Origin of the sequence: Streptomyces sp. NPDC006925, assembly GCF_042869575.1 — a bacterium.
GTDB lineage: Bacteria > Actinomycetota > Actinomycetes > Streptomycetales > Streptomycetaceae > Streptomyces.
Window position 1 is genome coordinate 45,757 of the sequence record NZ_JBIAGB010000013.1, and the last position, 14,741, is coordinate 60,497.

The 14,741-nt window shown below is 71.0% G+C and carries 12 protein-coding genes; 11 read left to right on the forward strand and 1 reads right to left on the reverse strand.

Annotated features, from left to right (window positions below; genetic code table 11):
• The first annotated feature begins 41 nt into the window (after positions 1-41).
• A complete protein-coding gene (locus ACFYNS_RS18855) occupies positions 42-296 on the forward strand; it encodes an acyl-CoA carboxylase epsilon subunit (RefSeq protein WP_360297161.1) in 255 nt (84 codons plus the stop codon).
• Between the two features lie 138 nt (positions 297-434).
• Here the strand turns inward: ACFYNS_RS18855 and ACFYNS_RS18860 are convergent, their stop codons facing one another.
• Positions 435-623 carry a hypothetical protein gene (locus ACFYNS_RS18860; RefSeq protein WP_388603953.1) on the reverse strand — a complete coding sequence of 63 codons (189 nt, stop codon included), beginning with the start codon at positions 621-623 and terminating at the stop codon, positions 435-437.
• A gap of 584 nt (positions 624-1,207) precedes the next feature.
• Here ACFYNS_RS18860 and ACFYNS_RS18865 point away from each other — a divergent pair.
• From ACFYNS_RS18865 to gltX, 10 genes are all read left to right on the forward strand, one after another.
• Positions 1,208-5,230, forward strand: coding sequence for a nitrate- and nitrite sensing domain-containing protein (locus ACFYNS_RS18865; protein ID WP_388603956.1), 4,023 nt, complete (start codon positions 1,208-1,210; stop codon positions 5,228-5,230).
• Positions 5,231-5,239: 9 nt separating this feature from the next.
• Positions 5,240-5,653: a roadblock/LC7 domain-containing protein gene (locus tag ACFYNS_RS18870; protein WP_026004490.1), complete on the forward strand. Its 414-nt coding sequence runs from the start codon at positions 5,240-5,242 to the stop codon at positions 5,651-5,653.
• 67 nt (positions 5,654-5,720) lie between these two features.
• The gene (locus tag ACFYNS_RS18875) at positions 5,721-6,134 is read left to right on the forward strand and encodes a DUF742 domain-containing protein (RefSeq protein ID WP_019355780.1); all 414 of its coding nucleotides are present in this window, start codon (positions 5,721-5,723) and stop codon (positions 6,132-6,134) included.
• 49 nt (positions 6,135-6,183) lie between these two features.
• On the forward strand, positions 6,184-6,786 hold the full coding sequence (locus ACFYNS_RS18880; RefSeq protein ID WP_388604105.1) for an ATP/GTP-binding protein: 603 nt from the start codon (positions 6,184-6,186) through the stop codon (positions 6,784-6,786).
• 365 nt (positions 6,787-7,151) lie between these two features.
• Entirely contained in the window at positions 7,152-10,334 is a 3,183-nt protein-coding gene (locus ACFYNS_RS18885; protein WP_388603959.1) for a nitrate- and nitrite sensing domain-containing protein, read from the forward strand.
• A 10-nt stretch (positions 10,335-10,344) separates the two neighbouring features.
• On the forward strand, positions 10,345-10,758 hold the full coding sequence (locus tag ACFYNS_RS18890; protein WP_037785233.1) for a roadblock/LC7 domain-containing protein: 414 nt from the start codon (positions 10,345-10,347) through the stop codon (positions 10,756-10,758).
• 94 nt (positions 10,759-10,852) lie between these two features.
• Positions 10,853-11,590 carry a DUF742 domain-containing protein gene (locus ACFYNS_RS18895; protein WP_360297148.1) on the forward strand — a complete coding sequence of 246 codons (738 nt, stop codon included), beginning with the start codon at positions 10,853-10,855 and terminating at the stop codon, positions 11,588-11,590.
• Positions 11,571-12,167 (forward strand): ATP/GTP-binding protein, encoded by a 597-nt coding sequence (locus tag ACFYNS_RS18900; protein WP_026004493.1) that lies wholly within the window; start codon positions 11,571-11,573, stop codon positions 12,165-12,167. The genes ACFYNS_RS18895 and ACFYNS_RS18900 overlap by 20 nt, the downstream gene beginning before the upstream one ends.
• Positions 12,168-12,382: 215 nt before the next feature.
• The gene (locus ACFYNS_RS18905; RefSeq protein ID WP_360297146.1) at positions 12,383-13,165 is read left to right on the forward strand and encodes a fumarylacetoacetate hydrolase family protein; all 783 of its coding nucleotides are present in this window, start codon (positions 12,383-12,385) and stop codon (positions 13,163-13,165) included.
• The gene (gene gltX / locus ACFYNS_RS18910; RefSeq protein WP_388603961.1) at positions 13,158-14,645 is read left to right on the forward strand and encodes a glutamate--tRNA ligase; all 1,488 of its coding nucleotides are present in this window, start codon (positions 13,158-13,160) and stop codon (positions 14,643-14,645) included. Before ACFYNS_RS18905 ends, gltX begins: the two co-directional genes overlap by 8 nt.
• The last annotated feature ends 96 nt before the right edge of the window (positions 14,646-14,741 follow it).

Consider the following 14,741-nt stretch of genomic DNA (forward strand, 5'->3'; position numbering starts at 1 on the left):
CCCGGGAATCGCACAGCAACCCGGCAGTGATGGGAGCACAGATGAACGAGAGCCCGAAGGAGCCTGGTAGTACGGGTCCGCTGACCGCCGAGGCGAACAGCGTCGTGCGCGTGGAGAAGGGGCGGGCCAACGCGGAGGAACTGGCGGCGGTCACCGCGCTGCTGCTCGCCCGCGCCGCCTCGACCCGCGCCGGGGAGCCGCAGCTCGCCGCCCGCCGCGGCCGCCCGAGCAAGGCGGGATGGCGCCGGCTGGAGCGCCAGCACGGCTTCCGCGCCCCGCACAGCTGGCAGGGCTAGCCACCGCTTCGCGCGCTGCTCCGTGAGGAGCCGCCACGCGGGGACGACGAAGGCGCGTGCCGGAATCCCGGGAGGGGATTCCGGCACGCGCCTTCGTCCGGGTGCGCAGACCGTCGTGCGGGTGCGCGGAGCGGCGGATCAACCCGCCGGGGCGTCCACCAGGGTGGTGCGGCGGGGATTGGCGGTCCGCTCGGGCAGCGCGGTGGCCGCCTCCGCCGACTCGGCGAGTCCGCTCACCGAGCCGCCGAGGGCGCCGGTGTCGCCGACGGTGTCGGCGTCATTCAGGTGTGCCAGGGTGGTGCGCCGCGGGTTCGCTATGTTCCGCATGGTCGCTGTGGACTTCACTGGGGCCCTTACCTCGCTCGGCTTGTCATTTCAACGTGGTATGTAAACGCCGAGGGTAGGCCCGCTATTCCCCACCGGAACGTGATCTAGGCAACGTCCGGCCTGTGAGTTTCCTCACGAACCCGTTACCAAAACAGACATAAGTAGTCGTTGAATCCGGATGCACAATCGGACACAGGTGGGCCAAGAGGGCAATGTGCCCGCAGGTCCGAGCGCGCGGGCGTGTCGCGCCCGCACCGGAATCGGCAGGTCCGATCCACAGAAATCCGGCATTTCGCGGCCGGAATTTCACGTTCAGTGTGGCGTCGAACACGCGCCGTAATCGACACCCAAGGGTTATCCACAGACCTTGTTGGAGATCCTGCACTGTGCTGGAATTCCACGGACCGCCGTAGGACGAAACAGACCGGAGCGCGTCGGGCGCACACGCGAGCGGCGCCGCGCGACGGTGATGAAGGGGACGCGCCGGTCATCACGACCGCCATGGGGGCCTCGGACCCCCACGACTCGATACCGTCCCGCCCGTCGCGAGCGGGGGGACGCCTGGTCCAGAGGTTGCGACGCTAGTGCAGGGACGTTTCAAGAGGGATGGCAGCGCTGAGGGAGCCCCGGAGGCGCACGGCTCGGCCGACCACGGGTCCCGGACGCAGCGCGCCGAGGACGGCGGGTCCGCGGGTGGTGAGCAGGGCGCGCCCGTCGGCGGGCAGGTGAGCGCTGCCAAGGGAGCCGGAAAGGCCGGAAAGAAGGAAAAGGCCGGCAAGGCACCCAAGGGCGGCAAGCCGGCCGAGGGCGACGCCGGAAGCGCCGGAAACGTCGAGAGCAAGGCCCAGGGCCCCCTCGAGGGCGGTCCCGACCTCGGCCCCCGGGTCGCTCTGCGCAACTGGCGCATCAGCACCCGCCTGGTCTCCCTCCTCGCGCTCCCCGTCATCGCCGCCACCACGCTCGGCGGGATGCGGATCTCCAGCTCGCTGCAGAACGTCGACCAGCTCGACAACATGAAGCTCCTCACCGAGATGACGGAGCAGGCCACCAACCTGGCGGCGAAGCTCCAGGACGAGCGGGACAAGTCCGCCGGTCCGCTGGTGAGCACCGGGGACGAGAAGGACGACAATGTCGTCGCCCCCCGGGAGCAGACCGACAAGGCGTTCCACTCCTTCCAGAAGGCCACTGCCGACATCGACGGCAGCGACGAGGCGATGGCGGGCATCCAGTCCACCGTCCTGGACATCGTCCGCCAGCTCCAGGCGATCAACACGATCCGCGAGCGCGCCTACGAGAACCCCGACAACGTCTCCCAGACGGTCAACGCCTACAACCAGGTGATCGACTCCCTGCTCTCCCTCTCGCAGGACATGGCGCAGGCGACGAGCAACTCGGAGATGATCCGCAGCACCCGCGCGCTGGCCGCCTTCTCCAGCGCCAAGGAGTACGCCTCCATGCAGCGCGCGATCATCTCCGCCGGACTGGCCCACCAGCCCAGCCCCAAGCTCTCCGAGAACGACCGGCTCTACGCCCGGACAGCGACCGACAGTGAGGACGCCGAGCTGGACAGCTTCGGCAAGGTCTACGGCGACAAGGCCGCCGACACCCTCCTCAAGCCGATCAGCGGCGGCGACGTCAACGTCCGGCTGGCCGACAACTACCGCGACCGGATGCTGCACAGCCCGGATGCGATCAGGAAGCAGAAGCGCACCTACGTCGACTGGATGGACCAGGACGCTTCCAAGATCGTCAGTATGGAGAAGATCGAACGCACGCTGCTGGAGAAGATGGAGCAGCAGGCGCGCGAGCTGCGCTCCGAAGCCCAGCGCGAGGCGTTCATCAGCGGTGCGCTCATCCTGCTCGTGCTGGGTATCTCGCTGGTCGGCGCGTTCGTCGTCGCCCGCTCCATGGTCCGCTCGCTGCGCCGCCTCCAGGACACCGCCCAGGACGTGGCCCGCAAGCGGCTGCCCGAGCTGGTCAAGCAGATGTCCGAGGCCGAGCCGCAGGACGTGGACACCTCCGTCGAGTCGGTCGGCGTGCACAGTCGGGACGAGATCGGCAAGGTGGCCGCGGCCTTCGACGACGTCCACCGGGAGGCCGTCCGCCTCGCCGGTGAGCAGGCGCTGCTGCGGGGGAACGTCAACGCGATGTTCACCAACCTCTCGCGGCGCAGCCAGAGCCTGATTCAGCGTCAGCTCTCGCTCATCTCCGAACTGGAGTCCCGCGAGGCCGACCCGGACCAGCTCTCCTCGCTCTTCAAGCTCGACCACCTCGCCACCCGCATGCGGCGCAACGGCGAGAACCTGCTGGTGCTCGCGGGCGAGGAGCCGGGCCGCCGCTGGACCCGCCCCGTGCCGCTGGTCGACGTGCTCCGCGCCGCCGCCTCGGAGGTGGAGCAGTACGAACGCATCGAGCTGAACGCGGTGCCCGCCACCGAGGTCGCGGGCCGGGTCGTCAACGACCTCGTCCACCTGCTCGCCGAGCTGCTGGAGAACGCCACCTCGTTCTCCTCCCCGCAGACCAAGGTCAAGGTCACCGGTCACGCACTGCCCGACGGCCGGGTCCTCGTCGAGATCCACGACACCGGAATCGGGCTGTCGCCCGAGGACCTGTCCGCGATCAACGAGCGGCTGGCCAACCCGCCGACGGTGGACGTCTCCGTCTCCCGCCGGATGGGTCTGTTCGTGGTCGGCCGGCTGTCCCTGCGGCACGGCATCCGCATCCAGCTCCGGCCCTCCGACTCCGGGGGCACGACCGCGCTGGTCATGCTCCCCGTCGACGTCGCGCAGGGCGGCGGCCAGGGCACCAAGGGCCGCCCGGGAGCCGGCATCCCCGGTGGCCAGGGAGGCCCGCCGCCCCCGCAGACCCGGGGCGGCAGCAAGGGCGGCAACCTCGCGGCGGCGCTCCAGCGCGGGCCGCAGAGCGGCGCCCCCGGTGGCCCGGGTGCTCCCGGCAGCGGCCAGGGCCCCGGCCCGGCCCTCGGCGCCGGTGAGCCGGCGCGGATGGACGCGCTGCCGCCGCGCGGTCAGGACACCGGCGGTGCCCGGCCCGCGCTCCCCGCCCGGGACGCCAACCGTCCCCAGCCCGGCTCCGGTGGCAGCGCCGTCGACTTCTTCGGAGCTCCGCCCGACCCGGGCCGCCCGGGGCAGGCCCCGGGCGGCCCGGACGGCGGCGCCACCCCGTCCGCACCCCGGCGCGGCCAGGGCGGCCCCGCCGCCGAACTCCCCGGCGGCCCCCCGAATCCCCCGTCCGCGCAGGGTTCGGGTACCGGGCAGTTCGCGCTGCCGCAGTCGGGTGATCCGGTCGACACGGGTGGGTTCGCGCGTCCGGGCGGTCCGCAGGACGGTCCGGGGAGCACGAGCGAGATTCCGCGGATCACCCCGGACGGCCCCGTCGGCACCGGTCAGTTCCCGCAGCCCGGCATGCCCCAGGCGGGCCCGGGCAGCACGGGGCAGTTCCCGCAGATCGGCCAGGGTGGCCAGGGCGGTCCCGGCCAGTTCCCGCAGTCGCCCTCGGCGCAGGGTTCGGGTACCGGGCAGTTCGCGCTGCCGCAGTCGGGTGATCCGGTCGACACGGGTGGGTTCGCGCGTCCGGGCGGTCCGCAGGACGGTCCGGGGAGCACGAGCGAGATTCCGCGGATCACCCCGGACGGCCCCGCCGACACCGGTCAGTTCCCGCAGCCCGACATGCCCCAGACGGGTCCCGGCAGCACGGGGCAGTTCCCGCAGCCCGGCGGCCCCGACGGCCCCGGGCACATCGGCCAGTTCGCCCGCCCCCAGACCGGCGGCGGCCCCGTCGGTCCGGCCTCGTTCCCGCAGGCGCCTTTCGGGGACGCTCCGGGCGAGCGCCCCTCGGACGGCGAGCAGAACCGCCCGAGCTGGGCCCGGCCCGAGCAGGGGCCCGGCGACGAGGACACCCCGCGCGGCCACGACGAGCCCGAGGGCACCGGCGAGTACGCCCGCCCCGGATACCCCGGAGCCGCTCCGGGCGCGGCGGGCCAGAACTTCCCCCACGGGCAGTCGGCAGCCGGGTCCGGCGACGGCATACCCTCCGGCCCCCCGGCCCCCGCGGACGCCCCGACGCCGATCTTCGCGTCGATGGAGTCCAACTGGTTCCGCGGCCCCGGCCAGTCCGCGCCGCAGCAGCCGATGCCCCAGCAGGGGCCCGGCGCCGGCCCGGCCGACGGCGGCACCGGCCAGTGGCCGGCCCAGCAGCAGGGCCCCGAGCAGCCCGCCCCGGCGGAATCCCCGGCGCCCCAGCGCCAGAGCGCCCCGAGCGCCCCCGGTGGCGCGGGCCAGAGCGGCCCGGCCGCCGACGAAAGCTGGGGTGCCTCACCCAACGACGAGCGCTGGCGGCGTGCCGAACAGCTCCGCCAGCCCGCAGCCGGCGGGGTCACCACCTCGGGTCTGCCGCGTCGGGTGCCCCGCGCCAACCTGGTCGCGGGCACCGCGCAGCAGCAGTCCTCCGCACAGGCCGGTCCCCAGGTCTCCCGCGCGCCGGACGATGTGCGCGGTCGGCTGACCAATCTCCGCCGCGGTATCCAGCAGGGCCGACAGGCCGGCACGGACCCCCGTGGCGCAGGTCCCACCTATCAGCAGGAGCGTTAGTTGAGTCCGATGAGCCAGGCTGCGCAGAATCTGAACTGGTTGATCACCAACTTCGTGGAGAACACCCCAGGGGTGTCGCACACGGTGGTGGTCTCCGCCGACGGCCTGCTTCTGGCCATGTCGGAGGGCTTCCCGCGGGATCGTGCCGATCAGTTGGCGGCGGTCGCGTCGGGACTCACCTCGCTGACGGCAGGTGCCTCGCGCATCTTCGAGGGCGGCAGCGTCAATCAGACGGTTGTGGAGATGGAGAAGGGTTTCCTCTTCATCATGTCCATCTCCGACGGCTCTTCACTGGCCGTCCTCGCCCACCCGGAGGCGGACATCGGCCTCATCGGCTACGAGATGGCTCTCTTGGTGGACCGTGCTGGAAGCGTACTCACTCCAGACGTGCGCGCGGAACTCCAGGGAAGCATTCTCAACTGATCATCACGCTCCCCCCACCTGAGCACCACAGTCCGTTCGCCGACCCCATGCCTCGCTCGGAGGAGCCATGACCCCGCCGCCCGCTTCGCACGATCCGTACGGTGCGCACAACGCGCATGCGCCGTACGGAGGAGAGGGCGACCAGCCTCTGGTGCGTCCGTACGCCATGACGGGCGGCCGTACCCGGCCGCGCTACCAGCTCGCCATCGAGGCGCTGGTGAGCAGCACGGCGGATCCGATGCAGCTGCAGGGGCTGCTCCCCGAGCACCAGCGGATCTGCCACCTGTGCCGGGAGGTCAAATCGGTCGCGGAGATCTCCGCGCTGCTCGCCATCCCGCTGGGAGTGGCCCGCATTCTTGTCGCCGACCTCGCCGAGGCCGGGATGGTGGCCATCCACCAGCCCGGCAGCTCCTCGGACCCGGGCGGTGCCCCCGATGTGACGTTGCTGGAAAGGGTGCTCAGTGGACTTCGTAAGCTCTAGCCCGCAGATGGACCCCGCCGGGCGGCAGCCGGCCCCGCCGGTCGGGCCGATGGGCTCCATGGGACAGGCCGGCCAGCAGGGGTACGGGGTGCCCGCCTCCGGGCGGTCGACGACCTCCGCGAAGATCGTGGTGGCCGGCGGTTTCGGCGTGGGCAAGACGACCTTCGTCGGTGCGGTCTCGGAGATCAACCCGCTGCGCACCGAGGCCGTGATGACCTCCGCCTCGGCCGGTATCGATGATCTGACCCATACCGGGGGGAAGACCACCACGACGGTGGCCATGGACTTCGGCCGGATCACCCTCGACGACGACCTGATCCTGTACCTGTTCGGTACGCCGGGCCAGGACCGGTTCTGGTTCATGTGGGACGACCTGGTGCGGGGTGCGATCGGTGCGGTGGTGCTGGTGGACACCCGCCGGCTGGCGGACTGCTTCCCGGCGGTGGACTACTTCGAGAACAGCGGGCTGCCGTTCGTGATCGCGCTCAACGGGTTCGACGGGCATCAGCCCTACGCGCCCGAAGAGGTCCGCGAAGCCCTCCAGATCGGCCCCGACGCCCCGATCATCACCACCGACGCGCGGCACCGCGCCGAGGCGAAGAGCGGGCTGATCACCCTGGTGGAGCACGCGCTGCTCGCCCGTCTCAAGTAGCGCGCCGCACCCGCCCGAACGGGGTGGGGCATCGTACGACCGGTGTCCCGGGAAGGCTGTGTTTTTCGCCATGCCCGGGAACCGTGCCGGCCTCACGTTCATAACGTTTCGACAGAGAATTACGACCGCGTGAACACGCCGGGCGCGCGAAGCGTCTCACTCTGCGTACGAATCCCGGGCCATTTGGCGCCGCACGGCCCCAATGCCCGTTTTTCCGCGGGCCGGAATCCTCGTCTTCCCTTGCCCTCCGTAATGCGCCAACTGTTTGGAGGGAGCGGTCGTGACGTGCTGGAATTCCCTGAACTCAGCAGTAGCGCAGGCGCAGGCTGTCAGGGGGCGCCGCGCACCGAGAGGTGAGAAGTCGAGTGAGGCGAACGACCAGGGGTACGTCGGGACCGGCACAGGGTTCCGCACGGCAGGGCACTGCGGAATCGCGGGGTAACTTCACCCCGCCGCAGCGCTCCGCCACGTCGCGCGGCCCGGATGCCTCGGCCTCCAAGCCGCCGCCCGCCACCGGGAGCGGCAGCAGATGGCAGGCGCGGAACTGGCGCGTTCCCACCCGGCTGAACGCGATCCTGCTCATACCCGTGCTCGTGGCGCTCGTTTTCGGCGGCTTCAAGGTCGAATCCGACATCTCCGCCTGGCAGGACGCCAAGGAGGCCCAGCGTACGGCGGAGCTGGTGGAGGCGGCGGCGAATTACGGCAACGCCCTCATCGACGAGCGGGACCGCACCGCCGAGCCGCTGCTGCGGGGGGACCGGGACGACCCCGCGGTCCGCAAGGCCCGTGCCGCGACGGACCGGGCCGCCGGGGAGTTCAAGAAGGCGGCCTCCCATCTCCCCGACAACCCGGGTCTCAAGCGTCGGCTCGCCGCGTTCGAGAAGGTGGAGCCGCGGCTGCCGGTGCTGCGCGAGTCCGCGTACTCCAAGGACATGAGCGGCGTGGAGACCGAAGAGGGCTACGTCACCATCCAGCACCCCTTGATGGAGTTCGCCAACGAACTGGGGCTGGGCACCGGCAATGTCACCTCCTTCGGCCGGACGGTCTATGCCATCTCGCTGGCCAAGGCGGCCGAGTCGCTGCAGCGCGGCCTGGGCACCCATCTGATGGTCAAGCCCGGCCCCACCCGTGCGGACAAGGAGGCCCAGACGACCGCGCTGGCCTCGTACCGCTACCTGGAGCGCATCGCGCTGGGCGAGTACACCTCCGGTGGCCGTCCGGAGGATGTGAAGCTGCTCAAGCAGGAGGCCGCCAAGGCGGAGGAGGCGGGCCGCAGGCAGGTGGAGGCGGCGCGCGAACACGCCGCGGCCAAGGGCGAGAAGTTCGTGGCCCCGCCCTCCATGGCCAAGATGGTCAAGGCCATCGGCTCCGGCGCCGGCCCGCGCGAACTGCGCACCAAGGGCATCACCACCGAAAGCTATTTCGAAACCGCCACCGGCACCTTCGACGCCTACCGCGCCGTCGAGTCGAAGCTGACCCGCGACGCGGTCGCCGACACTCAGGAGATCGCCTCCGACGCGCGTCGGAACGCGCTGGTGAACTCGGCGATCGTGCTGGTCGCGCTGCTGTTCGCGTTCATCATCGCCGGGCGGATGGCCCGTTCGATGAGCCAGAGCATGCGGACGCTGCGCACCGCGGCCTTCGACGTGGCCCAGCAGCGGCTGCCGATGCTGGTCGACCAGCTCTCGCGTACCGAACCGGGCCGCGTGGACACCCGTGTGCAGCCGATTCCGATCACCAGCCGCGACGAGATCGGCGAGGTGGCCCGCGCCTTCGACCAGGTGCACCGGGAGGCCGTGCGACTGGCCGCCGAGCAGGCGCTGCTGCGCGGCAACGTCAACGCGATCTTCACCAACCTCTCCCGCCGCAACCAGGGCCTCATCGAACGCCAGCTCGAGCTGGTGACGGAGATGGAGAACAGCGAGGCGGACCCGGACCAGCTCGAGAAGCTGTTCCGGATGGACCACCTGTCCACCCGTATGCGGCGCAACGGTGAGAACCTGCTGGTCCTGGCCGGCGAGGAGCCCGGCCGCCGGTGGACGGAGCCGGTGCCGCTGGTCGACATCCTGCGTGCCGCCTCCTCCGAGGTGGAGCACTACGAACGCATCGAGATCAGCGGCATCCCGGAGACGGAGATCCACGGGCAGGTCGTCAACGACCTGGTGCACCTGCTCGCCGAGCTGCTGGAGAACGCCGCGTCGTTCTCCTCGCCGCAGAGCAAGGTACGGGTGACCGCCACCCGGCTGCCGGACGGCCGGATGATGATCGAGATCCACGACAAGGGCATCGGCCTGACCGCGGAGGACTTCGCGGACCTCAACCACAAGCTGGCCAACCCGCCGACGGTCGATGCCGCCGTCTCCCAGCGCATGGGCCTGTTCGTGGTCGGCCGCCTCGCGGACCGGCACGGCATCCGTGTTCAGCTGCGCCCCTCCGGCGAGCAGGCGGGCACCACCTCGCTGGTGATGCTTCCCGACGCCATCACGCACGGCGGCGGTGGGGAGGAGGGCCCCGAGGAGGACTTCACCGTCTCCCGGATCGTTCCCGAGCATTCGCGCGGCCCGAACAGTGTGGAAGGCGCCCGCTCGGCTGCCGAACTCGGCTTCGACGATTCGCGCTACGGCTCCGGGAACCAGGCCCGGCTGCCGGGCGCAGACGACCGCCCAGGGCTCCACGAGGAGCGCCGGTCGGCCATCGAGGCGCCGCAGCAGCACCAGCAGCCCCGACAGGACACCTATCCGCAGGGGCAGCCCGGTGGCCAGGGGCAGTACGACCCGTATCAGCAGCAGGGCGGCTCCCCGTACCAGCCCGGGTACGAGCAGACCGGCGAGATCGCCGCGCAGCAGTACACCGGCGGCTATCCGGAGGCGTACGGCCAGGGGTACGCGCAGCCCTACGCGCCGCCTGCCGCGGGGCGTCCCCACGAGTCCGCCCAGGACGGCACCGGAGCCTATGCGGATCAGCAGCTTCCGGCTCAACAGCCAGGCCACGGTGGTCAGTACCTCTCCCACCGGCCAGAAGCGGAATCCGCACCTGGCGTTCCCCACGGGGATGTTGACCGTGTAGGTTTCGACCGTCCGGGTTCCCTCCCCGACAACTGGAGCACCACGACCGACGCGGGCCTCCCGCGCCGGGACGCGGGGCGGCAGCAGGACGGAGCGCCGGCGGCCCAGCAGCAGGCTCCCGCCCAGGGCTGGGAAGCCCCGGCCGAGGAGTCGGCCGGGCAGCCGTCGCAGGAGGAAACCGGAACCCACCGGTGGAGCGAGAACGACGAACACTGGAGCAGGGCGGGCCAGTTGCGCGCCCCGCAGTCCGGCGGCGTCACCTCCTCCGGACTGCCGCGCAGGGTGCCCAGGGCCAACCTGGTCGCGGGCGCGGCGGAGGAGCACTCGCAGGGTACTCCCGCGGTCTCCCGGGCGCCCGAGGACGTGCGCGGAAGACTGAGCAACCTGCACCGCGGCGTCCGCCAGGGACGTACCGCGGGCGACGGCAACCAGAATGACCGACAGGGCTTCGGCCCCGGCAGCACCTACGATCAGGAGCGTTAGTGTGAGCCCGATGAGCCAGGCGGCGCAGAACCTGAACTGGTTGATCACCAACTTCGTGGACAACACCCCCGGGGTGTCCCACACAGTGGTGGTCTCCGCCGACGGACTCCTGCTCGCGATGTCCGAGGGCTTCCCGCGCGACCGCGCCGACCAGTTGGCGGCGGTCGCATCGGGGCTCACCTCGCTGACCGCGGGCGCGTCCCGGATCTTCGAGGGCGGTGGGGTCAACCAGACGGTTGTGGAGATGGAGCGGGGATTCCTGTTCATCATGTCCATCTCCGACGGTTCCTCGCTGGCCGTCCTCGCCCACCCCGAGGCCGACATCGGTCTGGTGGGGTACGAGATGGCACTGCTGGTCGACCGCGCCGGCGGGGTCCTCACCCCGGATCTGCGCGCGGAGCTGCAGGGCAGTCTTCTCAACTAGGGCACAACTGGCCCACGGCAGTGCGGAACGCCGCCGGGCGCCATAAGGTGCCGTGAGCGCAACGGTCGTATGTCCGTGAGTCGGAGGAGGAATCGTGGCAACGCCCCCAGGAGGTCCGTCGTCGTACGGCAGTGGTCGTTCCGACCAGCCGGAGGACGTCCGATCGGCCGCGGCCCCGGGCGGGGACGCGCCCTTCCTCAACCGTTTCAACTTCCCCTCCGCGCCCAGCGAGTACGTCCAGCGGCCGTCCGACCAGCAGCAACCGCCCCAGGGCGGGCAGCCGCCGCAGCATGGGCGACCGCCGCAGCACGGCCGCCCGCCGCAGTACGCGGGGCCGCCGCCCTACGGTGCGCAGCCCCCGCAGCGGCACCCGCAGCAGCAGGAACCGCAGCAGCAGAACCCGCAGACTCGCATCCAGCCGGTGCAGCCCGGTCACGCGGACAGGACGGCCGGCACCCAGCGCGCCGCCGACCAGCCCCCGCCGCCGCCGCAGCCGCTGGTGCGCCCCTACGCGATGACGGGGGGCCGGACCCGTCCCCGCTACCAGCTCGCCATCGAGGCGCTGGTGCACACCACGGCGGAGAACGCTCAGCTCCAGGGCCAGCTCCCGGAGCACCAGCGGATCTGCCGCCTGTGCTACGAGATCAAGTCGGTCGCCGAGATCTCGGCACTTCTGACCATTCCGCTCGGCGTCGCCCGGATCCTCGTCGCCGACCTGGCCGAGGCCGGACTCGTCGCCATCCACCAGCCGGGCGGTGACGAGACCACCGCCGACGGTCAACCAGACGTGACACTGCTCGAAAGGGTGCTCAGTGGACTTCGGAAGCTCTAGCGCCGGGCCCGTCGGGGGTACGACAGCCCGCTCGACGACCTCCGCGAAGATCGTGGTGGCCGGCGGTTTCGGCGTGGGCAAGACGACCTTCGTCGGTGCGGTCTCGGAGATCAACCCGCTGCGCACCGAGGCCGTGATGACCTCCGCCTCGGCCGGTATCGACGACCTGACCCACACGGCGGACAAGACCACCACGACGGTGGCCATGGACTTCGGCCGGATCACCCTGGACCAGGACCTGATCCTGTATCTGTTCGGTACGCCGGGCCAGGACCGGTTCTGGTTCATGTGGGACGACCTGGTGCGGGGTGCGATCGGTGCGGTGGTGCTGGTGGACACCCGCCGGCTGGCGGACTGCTTCCCGGCGGTGGACTACTTCGAGAACAGCGGGCTGCCGTTCGTGATCGCGCTCAACGGGTTCGACGGGCATCAGCCCTACGCGCCCGAAGAGGTCCGCGAAGCCCTCCAGATCGGCCCCGACGCCCCGATCATCACCACCGACGCGCGGCACCGCGCGGACGCCAAGAGCGCGCTGATCACCCTGGTGGAGCACGCCCTGATGGCGCGCCTGCGCTGAGCACCGCGCTCCGCGGCGGGCTTGCGCCCGGCGGGACGCCGTGGCGTCCCGCGGGCCGGTCCCTGCGGCGGAGCCCTCCGGCGCCGGGGAGCAGCGGCCCCGCGGTGGGGTCGGAGCCGAAGGCGGCCGGGAGCCGGGAGAACCCGTCCCCGGGCCCTGCGACCGGTGGAATACGCTGGGGGTCTCAGCCATCGGACCCGCAGCGAAGGACCCCTGTGCGCATCGCAAGATTCTCCCTGGACGGAACCGTAGGGTTCGGCGTCGTCGAGGGCGAGCCCTCCAGCCCGGAGGGCCCCGTCCTGGACATCATCAAGGGCCACCCCTTCGCCGAGTTCGAGCGCACGGGCCAGAAGCTGCCCCTGAGCAAGGTCCGGATCCTCCCGCCGACCCTGCCCAACAAGGTCGTCGCGATCGGCAGGAACTATGCCGAGCACGCGAAAGAACTGGGCAACGAGGTCCCCGAGACCCCGGTCACCTTCCTCAAGCCGTCCACGTCGGTGATCGGCCCGAACGACCCCATCGGCTACCCGTCCTTCTCGAACGAGGTGCACCACGAGGCGGAGCTTGCGGTGGTCATCGGCCGGCTGTGCAAGGACGTGCCGCGCGAGCGGGCCAAGGACGTCATCCTCGGCTACACCTGCGCCAACGACATCACCGCGCGCGACGTGCAGCGCACGGAGAGCCAGTGGGCCCGCGCCAAGGGCTTCGACGGCTCCTGCCCGCTGGGCCCCTGGACGGAGACCGAGCTGGACGCCGCCGACGTCGGCATCATGTGCACGGTCAACGGCGAGCAGCGCCAGCTGGGCCGCACCAGCGAGATGATCAGGCCCGTCGAGGACCTGATCGTGCACATCACCCAGGCCATGACCCTGCTGCCGGGCGATGTCATCCTCACCGGCACCCCCGCGGGGGTCGGACCCGTGAACGTCGGCGACGAGGTCGCCGTCACCATCGAAGGAATCGGCACTCTCACCAATAAGGTGATCAAGCGTGACTAACGCGACCGCGGGCACGGACGTCCGCGTACGTTTCTGTCCCTCCCCGACCGGCAACCCCCACGTGGGGCTGGTCCGTACCGCCCTGTTCAACTGGGCGTACGCCCGGCACACCGGCGGCACCCTGGTCTTCCGCATCGAGGACACCGACGCGGCGCGGGACTCCGAGGAGTCCTACGAGCAGCTGCTGGACGCGATGCGCTGGCTGGGCCTCGACTGGGACGAGGGCCCCGAGGTCGGCGGCCCGCACGGTCCCTACCGGCAGTCCCAGCGGACGGACAGCTACGCGGACATCGCGCGCAAGCTGCTGGAGGGCGGCTACGCCTACCCGTGCTACTGCACGGCGGAGGAGCTCGACCAGCGCCGCGAGCAGGCCCGCAAGGACGGGCGTCCCTCCGGGTACGACGGCCGCTGCCGCGAGCTGACCGGTGAGCAGATCGCCGACTACGAGGCCGAGGGGCGCAGCCACGTCGTCCGCTTCCGGATGCCGGACGAGCCGATCACCTTCACGGACCTGGTCCGCGGCGAGATCACCTTCCAGCCGGAGAACGTCACCGACTACGGCATCCTGCGCACCAACGGCGCCCCGTTGTACACGCTGGTCAACCCGGTGGACGACGCCCTGATGGACATCACGCACGTGCTGCGCGGCGAGGACCTGCTCTCCTCCACGCCGCGGCAGATCGCGCTCTACCGGGCCCTGATCGAGCTGGGCGTGGCGCGGCGCGTCCCGGAGTTCGGGCACCTGCCGTATGTGATGGGCGAGGGCAACAAGAAGCTCTCCAAGCGCGACCCGCAGTCCTCCCTCAACCTCTACCGCGAGCGCGGATTCCTGCGCGAGGGCCTGCTCAACTACCTTTCCCTCCTCGGCTGGTCGATCTCCGAGGACCGGGACATCTTCTCGATGGAGGAGATGGTCGCCGCCTTCGACATCCGGGACGTCAACGCCAATCCGGCGCGCTTCGACCTGAAGAAGTGCGAGGCCATCAACGCCACGCACCTGCGGGAGATGCCGCTGAAGGACTTCATCGCCGCCTGCGAGCCCTGGCTGAAGGCCCCGCACGCGCCCTGGGGCGAGGCGGACTTCTCCCAGCAGGCATTCGAGGAGCTGGCCCCGCTGGCCCAGACCCGGCTGACGGTCCTCTCGGACATCACCGACAACGTCGACTTCCTCTTCCTGGAGCGGCCGGTCGAGGACGAGAAGTCCTGGCAGAAGGCGATGAAGGAGGGCTCGGCCGACCTCCTGCGCACGGCCCGCGCCCGGCTGGACACCGCCGACTGGCGGTCCGCCGAGTCGCTCAAGGAGGCCGTCCTGGCCGCGGGGGAGGAGCACGGGCTGAAACTGGGCAAGGCGCAGGCCCCGGTGCGGGTGGCCGTCACCGGACGTACCGTCGGCCTGCCGCTGTTCGAGTCCCTCCAGGTGCTCGGCAAGGACCGCACCCTGGAGCGCGTCGACGCGGCCCTGGCCAAGCTCGGTTCGTAGCAGCCGAGGTGGGGACGGTGCCCCGGAGCGGGCGCCGGTATCTCGTTTTGGAGCACCGTCCTCGATCAGGTAATGTTCTCTCTGTCGCCGAACGGG

Bases quoted from the DNA above. Each gene is read 5' to 3' on its own strand.
- ACFYNS_RS18875 (WP_019355780.1), top strand. From the start codon at position 5,721: ATGACCCCGCCGCCCGCTTCGCACGATCCGTACGGTGCGCACAACGCG.
- ACFYNS_RS18860 (WP_388603953.1), bottom strand. From the start codon at position 623: ATGCGGAACATAGCGAACCCGCGGCGCACCACCCTGGCACACCTGAAT.
- ACFYNS_RS18880 (WP_388604105.1), top strand. From the start codon at position 6,184: ATGGGCTCCATGGGACAGGCCGGCCAGCAGGGGTACGGGGTGCCCGCC.
- ACFYNS_RS18870 (WP_026004490.1), top strand. From the start codon at position 5,240: ATGAGCCAGGCTGCGCAGAATCTGAACTGGTTGATCACCAACTTCGTG.
- ACFYNS_RS18855 (WP_360297161.1), top strand. From the start codon at position 42: ATGAACGAGAGCCCGAAGGAGCCTGGTAGTACGGGTCCGCTGACCGCC.
- ACFYNS_RS18890 (WP_037785233.1), top strand. From the start codon at position 10,345: ATGAGCCAGGCGGCGCAGAACCTGAACTGGTTGATCACCAACTTCGTG.